Source organism: Microbispora sp. NPDC046933 (assembly GCF_040644635.1).
In the GTDB taxonomy this organism is placed as follows: domain Bacteria; phylum Actinomycetota; class Actinomycetes; order Streptosporangiales; family Streptosporangiaceae; genus Microbispora.
Genome location: NZ_JBEYWW010000009.1, coordinates 104,454 through 122,476 on the forward strand (window position 1 = coordinate 104,454; position 18,023 = coordinate 122,476).

General features: G+C 72.1%; 15 protein-coding genes. 8 read left to right on the forward strand and 7 right to left on the reverse strand.

All coding sequences use genetic code 11. The annotated features are described in order from the left end of the window. Positions 1-38: 38 nt before the first annotated feature. Positions 39-1,706, reverse strand: coding sequence for a pentapeptide repeat-containing protein (locus ABZ857_RS14425; protein WP_357042844.1), 1,668 nt, complete (start codon positions 1,704-1,706; stop codon positions 39-41). 186 nt (positions 1,707-1,892) lie between these two features. Here ABZ857_RS14425 and ABZ857_RS14430 point away from each other — a divergent pair, with 186 nt between their 5' ends. After that, positions 1,893-2,291 carry a MerR family transcriptional regulator gene (locus ABZ857_RS14430; RefSeq protein WP_357042847.1) on the forward strand — a complete coding sequence of 133 codons (399 nt, stop codon included), beginning with the start codon at positions 1,893-1,895 and terminating at the stop codon, positions 2,289-2,291. Positions 2,292-2,337: 46 nt separating this feature from the next. Here the strand turns inward: ABZ857_RS14430 and ABZ857_RS14435 are convergent, their stop codons facing one another. After that, complete coding sequence (locus ABZ857_RS14435; RefSeq protein ID WP_357042850.1) at positions 2,338-4,242, reverse strand: ABC transporter ATP-binding protein; 1,905 nt, start codon at positions 4,240-4,242, stop codon at positions 2,338-2,340. A 229-nt stretch (positions 4,243-4,471) separates the two neighbouring features. On the opposite strand from ABZ857_RS14435, the gene ABZ857_RS14440 reads away from it, so the two are divergent. The 3 genes from ABZ857_RS14440 to ABZ857_RS14450 all read left to right on the forward strand — a co-directional run bounded on the left by ABZ857_RS14440 (position 4,472) and on the right by ABZ857_RS14450 (position 7,613). Next, the gene (locus ABZ857_RS14440) at positions 4,472-5,758 is read left to right on the forward strand and encodes an ABC transporter substrate-binding protein (RefSeq protein ID WP_357042852.1); all 1,287 of its coding nucleotides are present in this window, start codon (positions 4,472-4,474) and stop codon (positions 5,756-5,758) included. Between the two features lie 80 nt (positions 5,759-5,838). Continuing rightward, positions 5,839-6,720, forward strand: coding sequence for a sugar ABC transporter permease (locus ABZ857_RS14445; protein ID WP_357042855.1), 882 nt, complete (start codon positions 5,839-5,841; stop codon positions 6,718-6,720). Further along, a complete protein-coding gene (locus ABZ857_RS14450) occupies positions 6,720-7,613 on the forward strand; it encodes a carbohydrate ABC transporter permease (protein WP_357042858.1) in 894 nt (297 codons plus the stop codon). The genes ABZ857_RS14445 and ABZ857_RS14450 overlap by 1 nt, the downstream gene beginning before the upstream one ends. A 16-nt stretch (positions 7,614-7,629) precedes the next feature. Here the strand turns inward: ABZ857_RS14450 and ABZ857_RS14455 are convergent, their stop codons facing one another. Beyond that, positions 7,630-8,625, reverse strand: coding sequence for a winged helix-turn-helix domain-containing protein (locus ABZ857_RS14455; protein WP_357042860.1), 996 nt, complete (start codon positions 8,623-8,625; stop codon positions 7,630-7,632). 79 nt (positions 8,626-8,704) lie between these two features. On the opposite strand from ABZ857_RS14455, the gene ABZ857_RS14460 reads away from it, so the two are divergent. Next, complete coding sequence (locus ABZ857_RS14460; protein ID WP_357042863.1) at positions 8,705-10,012, forward strand: MFS transporter; 1,308 nt, start codon at positions 8,705-8,707, stop codon at positions 10,010-10,012. On the opposite strand, the gene ABZ857_RS14465 is transcribed toward ABZ857_RS14460, so the two are convergent. Together ABZ857_RS14465 and ABZ857_RS14470 are read right to left on the reverse strand one after the other, a co-directional pair. After that, positions 9,942-11,018 (reverse strand): LacI family DNA-binding transcriptional regulator, encoded by a 1,077-nt coding sequence (locus ABZ857_RS14465; RefSeq protein WP_357042866.1) that lies wholly within the window; start codon positions 11,016-11,018, stop codon positions 9,942-9,944. The genes ABZ857_RS14460 and ABZ857_RS14465 overlap by 71 nt on opposite strands. Before the next feature lie 76 nt (positions 11,019-11,094). Continuing rightward, the gene (locus ABZ857_RS14470) at positions 11,095-11,901 is read right to left on the reverse strand and encodes an IclR family transcriptional regulator (RefSeq protein ID WP_357042869.1); all 807 of its coding nucleotides are present in this window, start codon (positions 11,899-11,901) and stop codon (positions 11,095-11,097) included. Positions 11,902-12,013: 112 nt separating this feature from the next. Here ABZ857_RS14470 and ABZ857_RS14475 point away from each other — a divergent pair, with 112 nt between their 5' ends. Next, positions 12,014-13,450, forward strand: coding sequence for an MFS transporter (locus tag ABZ857_RS14475; protein WP_357042872.1), 1,437 nt, complete (start codon positions 12,014-12,016; stop codon positions 13,448-13,450). Positions 13,451-13,498: 48 nt separating this feature from the next. Here ABZ857_RS14475 and ABZ857_RS14480 read toward each other — a convergent pair whose 3' ends face one another. Beyond that, the gene (locus ABZ857_RS14480) at positions 13,499-14,557 is read right to left on the reverse strand and encodes a LuxR C-terminal-related transcriptional regulator (RefSeq protein ID WP_357042875.1); all 1,059 of its coding nucleotides are present in this window, start codon (positions 14,555-14,557) and stop codon (positions 13,499-13,501) included. A gap of 177 nt (positions 14,558-14,734) precedes the next feature. Between ABZ857_RS14480 and ABZ857_RS14485 the strand changes: the two genes are divergently transcribed. Then, entirely contained in the window at positions 14,735-15,196 is a 462-nt protein-coding gene (locus tag ABZ857_RS14485; RefSeq protein WP_357042878.1) for a cupin domain-containing protein, read from the forward strand. 89 nt (positions 15,197-15,285) lie between these two features. Next, on the forward strand, positions 15,286-17,379 hold the full coding sequence (locus ABZ857_RS14490; RefSeq protein ID WP_357042881.1) for a BTAD domain-containing putative transcriptional regulator: 2,094 nt from the start codon (positions 15,286-15,288) through the stop codon (positions 17,377-17,379). On the opposite strand, the gene ABZ857_RS14495 is transcribed toward ABZ857_RS14490, so the two are convergent. Continuing rightward, complete coding sequence (locus ABZ857_RS14495) at positions 17,380-17,973, reverse strand: Uma2 family endonuclease (RefSeq protein ID WP_357042883.1); 594 nt, start codon at positions 17,971-17,973, stop codon at positions 17,380-17,382. It abuts the gene before it with no gap. Positions 17,974-18,023 lie beyond the last annotated feature (50 nt).

Here is an 18,023-nt window from a genome sequence, read left to right on the forward strand (position 1 = left end):
ACCTTGCCGCCTGGAGCGCACTCCAGCACAAGCGGCTCTCACCGGCGGCGGGTGAGGGCCTTACGGCCGCGCGCCACGATGGTCTCGACGTCCGTCAGGTCGCTCATGTCGTGGGCGCTCGCCAGCGCCTCCTTCGCCGCGTCGTAGGCGTCCAGGACCGCGTTCCAGTCCACCTCGCCGGTCCTGTCCGTCATGCTGTCGATCTCCTCGCCCAGCCGGGTCACGTTCTCCTCCTGGGCGCGTCTGGCGTCCTCGAACCGGACCGCTGTTGCGGCGGCCCGCTCCCTGGCGACTCTCCGCCGCCGCACCCTCGCCGTGATCAGCCCGGCGACGATCCAGAAGACGACCAGGCCGGCGATGCCGAAGAAGACCAGCCAGCCCACGGACAGCCGGCTGGAGGACCCCGACAGGTCGAGGTCCTTGGCGAAGTCCTCCTTCAGGCCGGTGACCTCGGCGCCTTCAAAGGTGGCGCCCCGCAGTTCGGCGTCGCTCAGATCGGCGTCGGTCAAGGTGGCCTTGCGGAAGACCGTGTCCCGATACTTGCCGCTGTGGAGGTACGCCCGGTCCATCCTGGCGCCGGTGAAGTCGGCCTGGTCGGCCGTGACGCTGCTCAGCTCCGCGTCGCGGAGGTCGGCGCCGGCCAGCTTGGCCTGCGTGAGGTTGGCACTGCCGAGCGCCGCGTCCGACAGGTCGGCGCGAGACAGGTCGGCCCCCGCGAGGTCGGCGCTGCCGAGCTTGGCGCGCCGCAGCCGCGCGCCCCGCAGGTCCGCGCCCTTGACGGAGCGGAGGCTTGTCCCGGCGGCGGAGACGTCACGGAGGATCGCCCGGTTCAGCTTGACCCCCGTCAGGTCGACGCCGTCCAGCTTGGCGCCGGTCAGGTCGGCGCAGCTCAGGTCGTCGGGAAAGTCCGTGACCGCGGTCAGGTCCCAGCCCCGGTAGTCCTGACCGCTGCCGGGCTCGCACGACGGGTCCGGCGCGGGCAGGAACCTGGGCACACCCCTGCTCCCGGCCAGCCGGGCGTCCCTGACGTCCCGCAGGTCGGCCCCGGTGAGGTCGGCCCCCCGGAAGTCCGCGCCGGTCATCACCGACCCGTACAACTGCGCGCCGCTGAGATCCGCCTGCCGCAGGACGGTCCTGATCAGCGTGGAGCCGTAGAGCCTGGCCTTGGCCGCCTTGACCCGTCCGAGGTCGGCCCGGCGCATGTCCGCCTCGTAGGCGGCGGCGTCGGTCAGATCGACGCCGACCAGCTTCGCGTCGTCGAACTGCGCGTCGTAGGCCTTGGCCCGCGCCATCGTGGCCCCGCTCAGGTCGGCCCCCTCGAAGTGCGCGTAGTAGGGCGAGGAGTCGTCCATCGTCGCCTCGCGCAGGTCGCTGCCGCGCAGGTCCGCGTAGAACAGCTCGGCCTCGGACAGGTCGGCCTTGCGGAGCCTGGCCCCGGCCATCTGGGCGTACCCGAGGTGGGCCCCCTTGAGCGAGGCGCCGGTCAGATCGGCCCCGACGAGCGGGCTGCGCACGGTCAGGCCGTCCAGCTTGGCGCCCCGGAGGTCCGCGCAGGACAGGTCGGCGGGCAGCGTCATCCGGGTGAGATCCCGGCCGGCGAGATGCGGGCCGCTGCCGGGGCGGCAGGGGAGGCGGTCGCTCGGCGTCGCCGCGGCGGCCGGGGCCATCGGGATCGACAGCAGCACCGCGGCGGAAAGGGTCGCCAAACCGGCGACTGAGCGGGGGATGCCGGGCATTTCTCACTGGCTCCATCAGGGACACCGCCCGGACGCTCCCCGGGGAGACGCGGGCGCCGGATCGTACGTGGCAGAACCCGTTATAAATCGGCGAGTTGCGGTCCGCTTGCGAAACGCCTACAGGGACGGCTCATCCGGTGTGACAGGATCAATGACGTGGCCGTGTACACACCTGGACAGGTCGTCGAGGAGACCGGTTTCAGCCTCGACACCCTTCGGTACTACGAACGGATCGGGCTGCTGGAGCCGGTCGGCCGTAACGCGGCGGGCCAGCGGCGGTTCACCGAGGACGACGTGAGCTGGCTCGGCATGATCCGCTGCCTGCGCGACACCGGCATGCCGATCGCGGAGATGCTGCGCTTCGCCCAGCTCGTACGGCAGGGCGAGCACACCGTCGAGGCCAGGATCGCGCTGCTGGAGGAGCACGACCGGAAGGTCGAGGCCCAGGTCGCCGACCTGCGCCAGAAGCAGGGCGCGATCCAGCGGAAGATCCAGTACTACAAGGACGTGCGGACCATGCGCGACATGCTCCCCGACTGCGAGCAGGCCTCCTGAGCCGCACGCGTGCCCGGCCCGCTCGTGAGCGGGCCGGGCACGCGGCTCAGGCCGTGCGGTACGCCTCGGCCTGGAGGTTGTAGAGGTCGGCGTAGAGGCCGTCGAGGGCGATCAGTTCCTCGTGTGTGCCGTGCTCGCGGACCTTTCCGTGGTCGAGCACGTAGATGCGGTCGGCGTAGCGGACGCTGGCGAGGCGGTGGGTGATGAGCAGCACGGTCCGGCCGTCGGCGTGCTGCCGGATCCGCTCGAACAACGCGTGCTCGGCCCTGGCGTCGAGGGCGGCCGTCGGCTCGTCGCAGATCAGCAGGGGTGCGTCGCGGTAGAAGCCGCGGGCCACCGCGATCCGTTGCCACTGCCCGCCCGACAGTTCGTGGCCGTTCTTGAACCGGCGGTCGAGCAGCGTGCGGTAGCCGTACGGGAGCTCGGCGATGACCTGGTCGGCGCCGGCGACCTCGGCGGCGCGGGCCACCTCGGCCTCGCCCTTCTCCATGCCCATCGTGATGTTGTGGCGGGCGGTCAGCGGCCACCGGGTGTGGTCCTGGGCGATGACCGCGATCCTGCGGCGCAGGCTGTCCGGATCGACCTCGGACAGGTCGGCGTCGTCCCACCGGACGCGGCCGCCGTCCGGCTCGTACAGCCCGGCGAGGATCTTGGCGAGGGTCGTCTTGCCCGAGCCGTTCTCCCCGACGAGGGCCACGACCTCCCCGCGCTCGATGCGGACCGACACCCCGCGCAGGGCGGGCGACGGCGCCGCGGGATAGGAGAAGGTGACGTCCTCGACCGTGATGCGGCCGAAGTCGTCGGGGGCCGTCCGGTCGCGGGCGGGCGGGATGCGGCCCTCGGCGTGCGCGATGAAGTCGAGGAAATCGGTGAAGTAGAGGCCCTCCTCGTAGAGCCGGTTCGTCGCGTACATGAAGTTCGACAGCGACGTCTGCCCGGACCGGATGGCCAGCACCGCGGTGCCGGCCACCGCGAGGGGCACCGCCCCGGCCGCGAGCAGCAGACCGAGCGCGACGTAGACAGCGCCCTGCCCCAGGCCGCCCAGCGCCTCGCCGAGGACGCGGGCGACGGTCTGCCGCCGCGCGAGGTCGAGCATGACGCGCTGCTCGCTCCGGGCGATCGCGTCGAACATCCGCAGCAGGAAGCCGCGCATGGTGAACGTGCGGACCTCGGCCGCCGTGTCCTTGTCCGCCAGGAGTTCCTCGATGATCCACTTGCGCCGTCTGGCCGGGACGAGCACCAGGGCGGTCGTGTAGCGCATCCTGGCGGTCCGGACGGCCGCCCAGGCGTCGGGGACGACCGCGAGCAGGAGCAGGGGCAGCAGCACGGGATGCAGCACGCCCAGCACGCCCGCCGCGGCCACGATGCCGACCAGGCCCGACAGCGTGTCGATGGTCGTGCTCACGATCATCTCGGCCATCTGCATGCCGCGCATGCGGGCCCGCTGCAGCGCGTCGTGGAACTCGGGGTCGTCGAAGCAGACGAGGTCGACCCGGCTGGTCAGCGTGTAGAGGCGCTCCTCCGTGGCCCGGGTGACCTGGGGTTCGAGCCGGGACTGGGCCCAACCGGACCCCGCCTGCAGGGCCGTGCGCGCGGTTGCGGCCAGGCCCACGAGCAGCAGGCTGGGCAGCGCGGCCCTGACCCGCTCCGGGGTGGGGCCCGCCTGGAAGAGCGCGGTCAGCACACCCGTCGTGGCGAGCAGGCCGAAGGCGGTGAAGACGCCGCCGAGTGTGCTCAGCGTGACCGTGGCGACGGTGTCGCGGGGACTCGCCTCCCAGGCGATGCCCAGGGCCTGCCGGATCAGCCGGGGCAGCCGCCGCGCGACCGTGAGGAAGCCCAGCCCCGCCATCGTGCCGTAGTGTCGCGCCCACTGCGGAGACTCGACGTCCGCCATGTCCGGCAGGTCGTCCTCCGACAGATGATCTGGTCCCCCCTGTTGTGTGACCGTCATGCCTGCAGTGTGAGCGCCCCCGCCGACAATTTCCCGTGGCCGGGGAGCGGCGATGGCTTTGACGCACGCCCCTAACACCGTGCCAGGGCCTGTATGCAGAGACGTTATCGGCACAAACTTGACGGCGTGCCCGTGGAAGTGGGTTGATGGGGCCTGCTGACAACGTTGTCAGCCATATGTGTCTTCGGGGGCCCGAAATCCTCGTGAAAAGCCTGAAGGGAATGTTGCGATGAGACGACGGTGGATGGCGGCCGTCGCGGTCTCTGTTGCAGGTCTGCTCACTCTTTCCGCCTGTGGCGGCGGTGACAAGAAGGAGAGCGGAGGCGGTCAGGCCGCGCAGAAGAAGGTCGAGGTCTTCTCGTGGTGGACGGGTCCCGGTGAGGCCGACGGCCTCAAGGCGATGCGTGAGATCTTCGCCAAGCAGAACCCGAACTTCGAGTTCTTCGACGCCGCGGTGGCGGGCGGCTCCGGCGACCAGGCCCGCGCGCTGCTGTCGAGCAAGCTGCAGGCCAACCAGCCCCCGGACACCTTCCAGGGCCACGCCGGCGCCGAGCTTCAGGGCTACATCAAGAGCGGCAAGCTGGAGTCGCTGAACTTCCTGTACGACGAGCTGAAGCTGAAGGAGGTCTTCCCGCAGCAGCTCATCGACCAGATCTCGGTGCAGGGCCAGGTCTACTCCGTGCCGGTGAACATCCACCGGTCGAACGTCCTGTGGTTCAACCCCTCGGTCCTCAAGAAGGCCGGCATCGACGGCGCGCCGAAGACCATCGAGGAGTTCGTCACCGACCTCGAGAAGGTCAAGAAGTCCGGGAAGATCCCGCTGTCGATCGGCTCGCAGTGGACCCTGGTTCACCTGCTCGAGTCCGTGCTGCTCGGCTCGCTCGGCACCGACGCCTACAACGCCCTGTGGACGGCCAACGCCGACTGGTCCAACGCGAACGTGACCAAGGCGCTGGAGAACTTCAAGACCATCCTGTCGTACGCGGGAAGCCCGCAGGACGACTGGCAGCCGGCGGCCAAGCAGGTCGCCGACGGCGAGGCGGCCTTCAACATCATGGGCGACTGGGCCTACGGCTACTTCCACAACCCGCCGGAGGGCGGTCTCGGCAAGGAGTCGCACAAGGACTTCGACTGGGCCGCGTCGCCGGGCACGGACGGCACCTTCATGTGGCTGTCGGACAGCTTCACGCTGCCGAAGGGCGCGCCCAACCGCGACGGCGCGATCGCGTGGCTGAAGGTCGCCGCCAGCAAGGAGGGCCAGGACGCGTTCAACCCGCTGAAGGGCTCGATTCCGGCCCGCAAGGACGCCGACCAGTCCCTCTACAAGGACTACCTGTCCTGGGACCTGGAGCAGTGGGCGAGCGACAAGCTGGCCGGCTCGATCCAGCACGGCGTGGTCGCCAACGACCAGTGGCGTCAGGCGATCACCGACGCGGTCGGCCTGTTCCAGCAGGACAAGGACGTCGCCAAGTTCCAGCAGGCGCTGGTCGCGGCGGCCAAGAACAGCGGCCAGTGAGCTGATCTCCTCGTACGGCCCACGCTGGGTCCACAGCGGCGTGGGCCGTACTTGACTCCTGAGAGGTACAAGTGACGCGGGTGCGTAGATGGCTGCCCGGGCTACTCCTGGTGTCGCCGTCGATCATCCTCATCGCGGTCTTCGTGTACGGCCTGCTGGGCTGGAACTTCAAGCTCGCCATGACCGACAAGCACGACGAGATCGCGGAAATCCCCGGCAACTTCGTCGGGCTGGAGAACTTCACCGGCATCTGGAGCGAGGAGCGCTGGGGCCTGTCGGTCCGGCACGCGATCGTCTTCACCGTGGTCTTCGTCGGCGGCGCGCTCGTCCTCGGCTGGTTCCTCGCCTTCCTGATGGAGAAGGGCATCCGGGCGGAGAGCGGCTTCCGCGCCGTCTACCTGTTCCCGATGGCCGTCTCCTTCATCGCCACCGGCGTGGTCTGGCGGTGGCTGATGAACAGCGCGACGGGTGAGCAGGCGGTCGGGCTCAACCGGCTCTTCCACTACGTGGGGCTCGACTTCCTGCAGTGGCAGTGGTTCCGCGACCCCGACTGGGGCATGGCCGCGATGGCGATCCCGGCGATCTGGCAGATGTCCGGATACATCATGGCGTTGTTCCTCGCCGGGTTCCGGGGCGTGCCGGAAGAACTGCGGGAGGCCGCCCGGGTGGACGGCTGCAGCGAGTGGGGGGTCTACCGGCACGTGGTGCTGCCGATGCTGCGCCCGGTGACGCTGTCCGCGCTGATCATCCTCGGCCACATCTCGCTGAAGGTCTTCGACCTCGTCGTCGCGGTGTCGGGCAAGCAGATCATCACCGACGTGCCCGCGACGTTCATGTGGACGGCGGTCTACGACTCCCACGACCCGGCGAAGGGCGCGACGATCGCGTCCTACATCGTGCTGTCCGTCGCCGTCTTCGTCGTGCCCTATCTGATCTGGGACGCCCGTAAGGGGAAGCGTTGATGACCGCGCAAGTCGCCGAGAAGGCCCCGCGCACGGCGCCCGCCGCCCGGGTCCGCGAGAAGGGCCGGGCCGGCACGTGGGTGCGGCTCGTCCTGCTGCTGCTGTTCGTCCTGGTCTTCCTGATCCCGGTCTACGTGCTGCTGGTCACGAGCTTCAAGCCGCTCAGCGAGGCCGACCCCACCCAGGCGTGGAACCTCCCCAAGGTGTGGACGACCGAGGCGTGGAGCATCGCCTGGGAGAAGCTCGAACCCGGCATCGTCAACAGCTTCCTGCTCGCCGTCCCCGGCTCGCTGATCTCCGCCGCCCTCGGGTCGCTGAACGGGTACGTGCTGTCCAAGTGGCGCTTCCCCGGCGCCGACGTGCTGTTCACGCTTTTCCTGTTCGGCATGTTCATCCCGTACCAGGGCGTGATGATCCCGCTGGTGCAGCTCATGGTGAACGTGGGCGACGCGCTCGGCGTGCAGCTGTACGGCGGCATCCCGGGCCTGGTCCTCGCCCACGTGGTCTACGGCATCCCGATCTGCACGCTGATCTTCCGCAACTACTACGTCACGATCCCCGACGAGCTCATCGAGGCGTCCCGCGTCGACGGCGCGGGGATGCTGCGGACGCTCTGGTCGATCGTGCTGCCGGTCTCCGGCCCGGCGTTCGCCGTGGTGATCATCTGGCAGTTCACCTCGATGTGGAACGACTTCCTGTTCGCGGTCTTCCTCACCGGGCCGAGCTCCTGGCCGACGACGGTCATGCTCAACAACATCGCGGGCGCCGTGACGACGCCGTACAGCCAGCAGATGGCGGCGGCGATCCTGGCGTCCATCCCCACGATGGTCATCTACGTGCTGCTCGGCAGGTTCTTCATGCGCGGTCTCATGGCAGGCGCGCTCAAGGGCTGACTCTCGAGGGCGAGTCTCAGGGGTCGAGACGGCCCGCGACCAGCGCGTCCCCGAGAGGAGTGCGCCGGTAGAGGACCTGCCGCCCGACCCGGATGCCGGCGACCAGCCCGGCCGCGCGCAGCGCGGTCAGGTGGCCGCCGGCCGTGCCGAGCGCCAGCCCGAGGCGGGCGGCCAGCTGCGTGGTGGTCGCCGGAGTCTCCAGCTCGGCCAGGACGCCGGCGCGGGACCTGCCGACCAGGCCGGCGAGCGCCGCCGCGCCGCCCGCCCGCGGCTGCGCCGCCGCCACTCCACGCGCCGGATACACCAGCGCGTACGGCCATGCCTCGTCGAGGTAGGCGATCACCTTGCGGACGAAGAGGCTGGGCAGGAACAGCAGGCCGCGGCCGCCGAGCCGGTGCCGTTCGTCCCGGTCGCCGGACGCCGCCACCTCGATACAGGCCGATGCCGGTCGCCAGCGGACCCGCGGGCCGAGGTCGTCGAGCGCCGCCGCCCAGCCGTACGTCGCCAGCCGCCCGGCCCGCTGGATCACGTCACGCTCCAGGATCGCGTGGAAGCGGGGCCACCGCGGCGCGACCAGCTCGGTCCAGGTGCGCTCGAGCCCGTCGGCCAGGAGCGCGACCACGTCGTCGTCCTCCAGGACCTCCGTGATCTCGGCGGGCGGGGGCGGCCGCCCGTCCAGCGACATCGCGATCTCGGCCCGCGCCCGCTCCAGGGGCGTGGCCCGCATCGCCGCGATCTCCTCGGCGAAGGCGACGTTGACGCCGGTGGGCGGCGGCGCGATGAAGTCGGCGTTGTAGGCCCCCTGGCGGAACAGCGCGACCAGCGCCCGCGCTCCCGGGCTGCCGGCCAGCAGCCGGGCGAACCGGGGGCGCGCCGTCGCGGCCCAGGACGCGTGCGTGCCCGCCTGCGCCCGCCCCGACAGCACCCACATCGCGTGCATGGTCTCGTTGAGCGGGGAGATCGCGAAACGGCTGGCGGCGATGTCCTGCGGGCTCACCTCGATCCGGTACACACGCTCACCCTTCGGCCATTTCCGAAACGTTAGCGCGGCCGGAGGCGGCGCGCCGAGCATGGACGCCGGGAGGTGGGCCGTGACCGTGGCCGCGAACCACGACAGATCGACGTTCCGGGCGTGCTTCGCCGTCGCGGAGTTCCGCGTGCTGTTCGGGAGCCAGCTTCTGCTGGTCCTGGGCGACACGGTGAAGATGCTCGCGTTCTCCGTGCTGGTCTACGCGCGGACGAGGTCGCCCGGCCTGGCCGCGCTGGCGTACATGATCGGGTTTCTGCCGCAGATGGCGGGCGGGATGCTCCTGCTGTCGCTGGCCGACCGGTGGCGTCCGCGGGCCCTGATGGTCGCGGGCGACCTCCTGCGCGTGGCCACGTGCCTCGTTCTCGGTCTCGGAGCCCTGGGCCTCGGCGACCTGCCGATCGGGATCATGCTCGCGCTGGTGTTCGCGGCGGGCGTGCCCACGTCCCTGTTCTCGGCCGCGCGTGCCGCCGTGCTGCCGGACGTGCTGGCGGGAGACGCGTACGTGCTCGGCCGCGCCGTGTTCACCACGACCTCGGCGGGCGCGCAGGTCGCCGGGCTGGCCGTCGGCGGGGGCCTGCTCGCCGTGACGGGCCCGCACAGGGCGCTGCTGATCACCGCCGCGCTCTCGCTGGGCAGCGCGGCGCTGACCCGGTTCGGGCTGCGCGACCGCGCGGCGCGTGCCTCGCGCCAGGCCGGGGCCGTACGGACGACGCTGCGGGTCAACCGGACGCTGCTGGCCGACCGCGCCGTCCGGGGACTGCTGCTGGCCGGGTGGCTCCCGCCGATGCTCGCGGTCGGCGCGGAGGCCGTCTACGTGCCGTACCTCACGGGTGAGGGAGCGGCGTGGGGCGCGGGGGTCGTGCTGGCCGCCGCGGCGGCGGGCATGGGTGTGGGGGAGTTCGCCGTCGGCAGGTTCGCCCCGCCCGCCGTACGCGAACGGCTGACCTTCCCGCTGGCGCTCCTGCTGGGCGTGCCGCTGCTCGGGTTCGCCATCCGGCCGGGGGCGGCCGGGGCGGCGGTGCTGGCCGCCCTGGCGGCGGCCGGGCTCGCCTACAACCTGGGGCTCCAGCAGCGGTTCCTCGACGCGGTTCCCGAGGCCGCGCGCGGGCAGGCGTTCGGCCTGCAGACGTCCGGCCTGATGACGGCCCAGGCGCTGGGCGCCGCCGCGGCGGGCGCCCTCGCCGAACTCGTGCCCGCCCATCTCGCCATCGCGCTGTCGGGCTGCGGCGCGATCGCCCTCGTGCTCGCGCTGCGGGGTGATCTGCGGGGTGATCTGCGCGGCGACCCGCTGAGGCGCGTCAGCCCGCCGTACGGTCCTGGCGGGGCAGGGGAGGACGTTCGCCCGAGCCCCGCGGAACCAGCCGCGTAGGCAGCTCGATCCTGCTGGTCGGCCCCTCGTCCCCGGACAGGCGCATGAACAGCAGGTCGGCGGCCGTACGGCCGAGCCGGGCGGGATCCTGTGCCACCACGGTGACGCCCAGCAGGTCGGCCAGTTCGAAGTCGTCGAACCCCACCAGGGCGAGGCCGCCCGCGGCGCCCGCGTCGGCGGCGTGCGTGAGCGAGGCCAGCGCCCGCAGGGTCTCCACCGTGGTGCGGCCGTTGCCGGTCAGCAACGCGGTCGGGGGGTCGGACGCCGTGAGCAGCCGGGTCAGGTCGGCCCGCATCCGCGCCGGGTCGGGCGGCCCCATGGCCACCAGGCCCTCGTCGTACGGCAGGCCGGCGGCGGCCAGCGCCTGCCGGTAACCGCGCAGCCGTTCCGCGGCCGTGAAGATCCAGGGGGCGTCGCCGAGGAAGGCGATGCGGCGGTGGCCGTGCGCGATCAGGTGGGCCGTGCCCGCGCGGGCCCCGCCGGCGTTGCCGCACAGGACGGTGTCCGCCTCGCATCCCGCGCCGGGCGGCCGGTCGGCGAAGACCGCCTTGATCCCGGCCTCGAACTCGGGCGCGAGGTAGCCGTGGTCGCTCCCGGCCGGCACGATGATCAGCCCGTCGACACGGCGGGCGCAGAAGGCGAGCACGAGGTCGCGCTCGCGGGCCGAGTCCTCCCGGGACGACCCGGTGAACAGCAGATAGCCGTGGTGCAGCGCGGCGTCCTCCACGGCACGGCTGAGGCTGGAGTAGAAGGCGTCGGCGACGTCCTCGATGACCAGGCCGATGCTCGCCGTACGGCCCCGGCGCAGGATGCGCGCGCTGTCGTTGCGGCGGTAGCCGAGCCGCTCGATGGCCGCCTGCACCCGGCTCGCGGTGGCGGCGTTGACACCGGGCTCGTTGTTCACGACGCGGGAGACGGTCTTGAGCGCCACACCGGCCGCGGCGGCCACGTCGTTCATGGTCGGACGGCCGCGTCTCGTCTCTCCCACGCAGGGATCATCTCCCATTTCACGGCCCTAGACAACGTTGTCAGTTCCATGGTGAGAGATGGTCGGTTTTGTGGGGACGTGGGGGTGCCTCCCGTCAGGAGTGGCCCGCGCCTCTGGTGGCAGGCAGCGCGCGGCTCGCGCCCGCGGTGGCGCGCAGGTCGGCCTCGATCCCGGCGGCGGTGGCGAGCAGCGGGGGCAGCAGGTCGCGACGGGCCGACTCCAGGGTGGTGCGGCTGGCGTGCGAGGAGACGTTGACCGCCGCCACCACCCGCCCGTCGCGGTCCCTGATCGGCGCGGCGATAGACCGCAGCCCTTCCTCCAGCTCCTGGTCCACCATCGCCCAGCCCCGGGCACGTACGTCGTCGAGCGCGGTGCGCAGGGCGACCGGCGAGGTGGTGGTGTGCGGGGTCAGCCGCTCCAGATCGGCGCGGGCGAGGTAGGCGTCGAGATTCTCCGGGGGCAGCCACGCGAGCAGCACCCGGCCCATCGAGGTGCAGTACGCCGGGAAGCGGGTGCCGATCGCGATCGTCACGCGCATGATCCGGGCCGTCGGCACGCGGGCCACGTAGACGATGTCGGTGTCGTCCAGCACGGAGACCGACGCCGACTCGTGCACCTCGGCGACGAGTCGTTCCAGGTGCGGCAGCGCGACCTCGGGCAGGGACAGGCTCGACAGGTAGGCGTAGCCCAGCTCAAGCACCCGAGGCGACAGGGAGAACAACCGTCCGTCGGTCCGCACGTAACCCAGGTCGGCGAGCGTCAGCAGGAACCTGCGCGCCGCGGCGCGGGTGAGACCGGTCTTGCGGGCCACCTCGCTGAGCGTCAGCTCCGGGCTCGCCGCGTCGAACGCCCGGATCACGGCCAGACCCCGGGCCAGCGACTGGACGTGCTCTTCAGCCATGGCCGCCCACCTCCCGACCGAACCCTAGCGCCAAGGCGGCCGGGGGACGGCCGGGGGACGGGCCGGGCGCGGGAGATCGGCCGGTAGGGTTTGGCGGGTGATGAGGGGGATTGTGGTTCATCGCGGGAATGCGCTGCTCATTGCCGGGTTTGTCCTGGCGGCGCTCAACCTGAGGCCCGCCCTCGCGGGAGTGTCGCCGCTCCTCCCGGCCATCATGCGGGACCTCGGCCTCAGCCCCGCCGGGGGCGGCGCCATCACCACCGTGATGGTGGCGTGCCTCGGCCTGCTCGCCCCGGTCGCGCCGGTGCTGGCCGGCCGGATCGGGCTGGACCGCACGCTGCTGGCCGGGCTGCTCGTCCTGGCCGCCGGGGTCGCCCTGCGCAGCTCGGACGGCGTGTCCGCGTTGTACTGCGGCGCGGCCCTGGCCGGCACGGCCATCGCCGTCATGAACGTCGTCATGCCGGGCCTCGTCAAGCAGCATTTCCCCGGCAGGATCGGGGTCTTCACCGGCCTGTACGTCTCGGTCATGGTGGGCGGGGCCGCCGCGGCCTCGGCGGCGATGGTCCCGCTGGCCGGGCAGGTCGGCTGGCGGGCGGCGGCGGGGTCGGCGACCCTGCTCGCGCTGCTGGCGGCGGTCCTGTGGTGGGTGACGCTCGCGAGGCGGGGCTCGCTCCCCACGCCGCCGGCCGGAGCGAAGGCGGCACCGTCGGAGGCCCCGGCATCGGGCACGGCATCGGGCACGACATCGGGCACGGCATCGGGCACGGCATCGAGCACGGCATCGGGCGCGGCGCGGCCGGAGCCGGCCTCCTCGCCGCCGGCACAGCTCGGAGCGGCCCCGGTGGCGGGCCCGGTGGCGGGCTCGGTGGCGGGCTCGGCGGCCGGCTCGGTGGCCGGTTCGGCGGCGGGCCCGGAGCGGCCGGCACCCCCTAAACCGATCGTCGGGCGGCCTGGTGGTGATCCGGGACGGCGGCCGTACGCGACCCTGCTCCGCACGCCGGCGACGTGGGCGGTCATGGCGTTCATGGGCCTGCAGTCGCTGACCTTCTACGTTGTGCTGGCGTGGCTGCCGACCGTGTTCCAGGCCGCCGGTCTGCCCGCCGACCAGGCCGGATATCTGCTGGGCCTGACGAACCTCGTGCAGATCGCCGCGGCGCTGGTCGTCCCCCTGCACGCGGGCCGGGCCCGCTCCCAGGCACCGCACGTGGTCGTGGCCGTGCTGCTGACCGTCGGCGGCTATCTGGGCGTGCTGCTCGCGCCCACCACCACGCCGTGGCTGTGGATGGTCGTCCTCGGGCTCGGTCAGGGAGCCTCGATCGCGCTCGCCCTGCTGATCATCACGCTGCGGGCGCCCGATCCCGCCTCGGTGACCGCGCTGTCGGCGGTCGCCCAGTCGAGCGGTTACGTGTTGGCCGCGATCGGGCCGCTCGCGTTCGGCCTGCTCCACGAGCTGTCCGGCGGCTGGACCGTGCCCCTGCTCGCCGGGCTGGGGGCGTGCGCCCTCCAACTGGCGTCCGGTGTGCTCGCCGCCCGCCCCGCGGCGGGGTAGTCAGAGACACTCGGATGAGCAGTCGGATCACGAGGTCGTGTCCCTCGATCAGGAACCGCGGAGGCGGCTGACGAGTTCGTTGCGGCTGCGCACGCCGACCTTCGCGAAGATTGACTTCAGGTAGTCCTGGACGGTGTAGGCCGACAGATGCAGCAGGTCGGCGATCTCGGAGGTGGACCGGCCGGTGAGCACCTCCGCACAGATCTGCCGCTCCCGGGGGGTCAGGGCGTAGGAACTCATCATGATCGCGATCACCTCGTCCGCGGGCACCGGTTCGACGGTGATGAGCACCCTCTCGGCCGATGAGCCGTCCAGGTCCATCAGCGGCGCGGCGCGCAGCGCGACCCAGGCGCCCGTGACGTCACGCATGCGGGCGTGCGCCGCGCCCGTGGCGGAACCGGACAGCGTGGCGGCCACACCGCGCAGTGCGACGCCGAGCCAGCCGGGACGTGCGGCCTGCCAGGCCTCCAGCCAGTCGCGCGCGGCCGGCGTGACGCCGGTGAAATCGCCGCCGGCGCCGAGCACGATCACGACAGGACCGCCGGAACCGCCGCCGGCGCCAGGCAGCACGTTTCGGCTCGCCGTACGCAACGCCGTGCCGATCAACGGAGCCACCGAGGCGAGGAAGCCGGCTTCGGCGGCGGAGAAGTCGGGACCGCCGGATCCGCGCATCAGGCCGGCGACTCCCCAGCAGGCGCCGCCGCTGACGAAGGACGCGCGGAGGTCGAAAGCCACGCCCATGGAGGTGTAGAGCTCGTTGACGCGACGGCTCCGCACGACCTCCCCGTACGGCGGTTCGGTAAGCCGGCCGACGGGGACCTCCCTGCGGGCCAGGTCGGCGAAGCTGTTGCCGTCCGGTGGGCCGTACCCGTACTCGATCTCGGCGAACAGCGCCTCCTGCTGCGCCGAGGGGTTGAGATCGACCGTCACGGAACCGGTGGGCAGCATCGTCTGCGGGTCCACGGCCGCCCAGCAGGTGGCGTCGTACGGCACGACCCGGCCGACCACCTCGATCGCCTCCTGCTGGACGTCGGCGGGGCTCAGACCGGCCGTCGCGAGGGTGGACAGGAGGCGCCTGGCCTCCGCGGCCCGTGCCTGGGTCACCATGCCCCCCAGTATCGAAGAGCGCTCCGCCGGACACCATCCCAGATTCCTGGGGGTGCCTGCCCGCCGTGATCACCCTTCTCGCGGGATGGAGCCTCACGGCACCCGTTCCTAACGTGAAAGTGCGATGCGGTGCCCACCGGGACCGCGACCTCAGCGCAACACACCAAGGAGACGGGCATGCCCCAGCAGATCCACCACAGCCTCGCCGGTGAGGGCAGGGAACTGTTCACGGTCGACAGCACCGCGACCGTCAAGGTCGGCGCGGAGCACACCGACGGCGAGTACGAGTTGTTCGAGATCGACGGCGAGCGAGGCGCCTTCGTGCCGCCGCACCGGCACCCCTGGCCCGAGTCGTACTACGTGCTGCACGGCAGGATGTCGGTCCAGGTGGGCTCCAAGCGGTACGAGATGGGCCCCGGCGAGTCGATCACGGTCCCGACCGGGGCCGTGCACACGATCGAGGTGCGCAGCAAGGCCGTGAAGTTCCTGGCCTTCAGCCTGACCGACGGCACGGGCAAGCTCTTCGCCGACCTCGACGCGAACGTCCCGCCCGGGCGCCCGATGGAGGAGCTGGCCCCGCTCGTCACCGAGATCGCCGAGCGGAACCGGACCTCCTTCATCGGCCGCCCGGCGCAGTAACTCCCCGAACTCTTCCGAGCCTTCGCGAACCGGCCCGTCCAGGCAGACCCCGGGGGTCCCGCCGCGATCCCACTCATCCAGGAGGAACGATGGACTTCCGGCTGTTCGGCTTGATCGAGGTGGTCACGGGCGAGGGCGAGGCGCCGCTGGATCTCGGTCCGACCAAGCAGCGGGCGGTTCTCGCGCTGCTGGCGCTGAACCCCGGCGAGATCACGACCATGGACCGGCTCGCCGATGAGCTGTGGCCGGAGGGGCCTCCTGCCAAGCCGATGGGAACCCTGCAGGCCTACATCTCCAACCTGCGCAAGGCGCTCGAACCCGGCCGCCTCCCGCGCACCCCGCCCCGGGTCCTGGTAACCAGGGCACGCGGCTACCAGCTGACGGTCGTCCCGGAGCAGGTGGATCTGACCCGTTTCGCCTGCTCCGTTGACGAAGGCCGGCGGATCCTCGCGGCAGGCGACCACCCTGCCGCCCTGGAGAGGCTCACGGACGCGTTGTCGCTGTGGCGGGGCGATCCGCTGGCCGAGTTCGCGGATTATCCGTTCGCTCAACCGGTCGCCGCCCGCCTGCGCGAGCTCCGCCACAGGGCCACCGAGGACATCTTCGAGGCTCGGCTCGCTCTGGGGGACAGCGGCTCGTGTGTGCCGGATCTGGAACAGCTCGTCGATGCCCACCCCTATCGTGAGCGGTTGTGGGGGCTGCTGGTGCTTGCCCTGTACCGCGCAGGCAGACAGGCGGAGGCGCTCGGGGCGCTGCGTCGCGTGCGAGCGGTGCTGGCGGGCGAACTCGGCCTGGAACCCGGCCCGGAGCTGCGGCGGCTCGAACAAGCCGTGTTCGAGCAGGCCGCATGGCTGGAGGTGCCTCAGACGCGGCACATATCGTCGTCTCCGCCGGCACCGACACCCCGGCTGATCGGGCGGGAGGCGCACCTCCAGCGGATAGGGGAACGGCTCGACGATCTCAGGAGAGCCAGGGGAGGCGTCCTGATCATTGGCGGTGAGCCGGGCACCGGCAAGACCCGCCTGGCCGACGCGGCGGCTGACCTGGCGGCCGTCCGCGGTGTGACGGCGGCGTGGAGCCGGTGCGTGGAAGACAGCGGCGCTCCGGCGTTCTGGCCGTGGATCCAGGCCCTGCAGGGGTTGCCCGGCGAGCTTCCCCGGCTCGCGCAGCGGTTGCGGGACGGCGGCCAGGCGGACATGACCGATCCCGGCACCGCGCGGTTCCAGCTGTGCCACGCCGTGGCGCGGGTGCTGCACCGGCCCGGCACCCCGATACTGATCGTGATGGAGGACATCCACCGGGCCGACGCCGCGTCCCTGAAACTGCTCACGTTCGTCGCCGCGGGCCTGCATCGTTCACCGGTGCTCGTGCTGGCGACGGTGCGGCCGGAACCGGTGGCGCCGCGGTGGGAACCGCCCGAGGCCCTGACCGAGGCCCTGGCCGAGCTGACCCGCCAGCGCGGCACCGAGCGGATGAGCGTCGGCCCGCTGACCGCCGAGCAGATCCCGGACTACCTGGCCGAGGCCGGATGGGCGGCCGCCGGGCCCGGTCTGGCCCGCGCGCTGCACGACCGGACCGGAGGCAACCCCTTCTTCCTGCGCGAGCTGCTGTGCCTGCTGTCCGGCGTCCGGTCCACCGGCCGGGTCGGCGGGTCGGACGTGATCGCCGCCGCGGTGCCCGACGGTGTGCGTGACGTGGTCAACCAGCGGGTCTCACGGCTGCCGGAGGACTGCCAACGGCTGCTGCGGGTCGCCGCGGCGATCGGCAGGGACGTGGACGTCGGCGTGCTGGCAAGCGCTACCGGGGTCGGGGGTGAACGGTTGATGACCCTGTTGGAGCCGGCGGTCGCCACCGGTCTGCTGGTGGAGGTGGACGGCGGCTGGGACTACCGGTTCTCCCACGTCTTGGTGCAGGAGGCACTGTGTTCGGGGTTGAGCCGGCTGGAACGGGCCCGGCTGCACGGCAGGGCCGTGGAGGTCGTGGAAAGTCCCGCACCGGGCGACGGAGACGCCCGGCTGCCCGCGCCGGCACGTCACTCGGTGCTCGCCGCCCGAACCGGGCCTCCGCAGTTGTCCGCGGTACGAGGTGATCGGCCGCCAGACCGTGCCCCGGCTCGCCGGGCCGGAACCTGCGCCCTCCGGTCGGCGTCGGGCGTGCCCGCCGCCCGCCCGGCGCCCGGATAGTCAGCGCGGCAGCCGTTCGAGGTCGATGTCGATGGGGAAGGGGGTGTCCACCGCGAGGCGGGTGTGGTGGACGCCGGTCACCTGGTATCCGGCGCCGTCGGCGTCGAGTTCGAAGGAGTAGACGAAGGGCCGGCAGTCGGTGCTCTCGACCCGCCAGAAGTGGGGGATGCCGGCCGCCGCGTAGTGCCGCGGCCGCACCTCGCGGTCCGGGGCGGCCGAGTCGGGGCCGACGACCTCGATGACCAGGCGCACCTCCTCGGCGAGGTAGCAGGTCCTCCGGTCGTCGGAGGCGGCGAGGTCGTCCACCAGGGACACGTCGGGACGGGCGCGCCGCTCCGGCCCCAGCAGGACGTCCATCCGGCTGACCGCCACCAGGTCGCCCGGCACCTGCGCGTTCAGGGCGGTGCGCAGGCCGTAGGTCACACGCTCGTGGAACCGCGTCTGGGGGCCCATGGGGATAAGGCCGGCGTTTGCGTCCTCCTCGCCGTCCCGCCGCTCGCCGGCGGCGGGACGGAGCCGGGAGAGCCGATCGGGGAGGCGCCCGGCCCCGTCTCCCGGACGGGGCTGGAGCCAGTCATCGAGCACGCTGGTCATGGCAGCAGGGTAGCGTCACCGTTTGTGATGATCGAATTACTCGTGCGACC

What these genes read in the sequence shown, in the direction of transcription:
- ABZ857_RS14440 (WP_357042852.1), top strand. Translation starts at nt 4,472, where the DNA reads ATGAGACGACGGTGGATGGCGGCCGTCGCGGTCTCTGTTGCAGGTCTG.
- ABZ857_RS14435 (WP_357042850.1), bottom strand. Translation starts at nt 4,242, where the DNA reads ATGACGGTCACACAACAGGGGGGACCAGATCATCTGTCGGAGGACGAC.
- ABZ857_RS14480 (WP_357042875.1), bottom strand. Translation starts at nt 14,557, where the DNA reads ATGGTGACCCAGGCACGGGCCGCGGAGGCCAGGCGCCTCCTGTCCACC.
- ABZ857_RS14495 (WP_357042883.1), bottom strand. Translation starts at nt 17,973, where the DNA reads ATGACCAGCGTGCTCGATGACTGGCTCCAGCCCCGTCCGGGAGACGGG.
- ABZ857_RS14490 (WP_357042881.1), top strand. Translation starts at nt 15,286, where the DNA reads ATGGACTTCCGGCTGTTCGGCTTGATCGAGGTGGTCACGGGCGAGGGC.
- ABZ857_RS14465 (WP_357042866.1), bottom strand. Translation starts at nt 11,018, where the DNA reads ATGGGAGATGATCCCTGCGTGGGAGAGACGAGACGCGGCCGTCCGACC.
- ABZ857_RS14450 (WP_357042858.1), top strand. Translation starts at nt 6,720, where the DNA reads ATGACCGCGCAAGTCGCCGAGAAGGCCCCGCGCACGGCGCCCGCCGCC.
- ABZ857_RS14470 (WP_357042869.1), bottom strand. Translation starts at nt 11,901, where the DNA reads ATGGCTGAAGAGCACGTCCAGTCGCTGGCCCGGGGTCTGGCCGTGATC.
- ABZ857_RS14485 (WP_357042878.1), top strand. Translation starts at nt 14,735, where the DNA reads ATGCCCCAGCAGATCCACCACAGCCTCGCCGGTGAGGGCAGGGAACTG.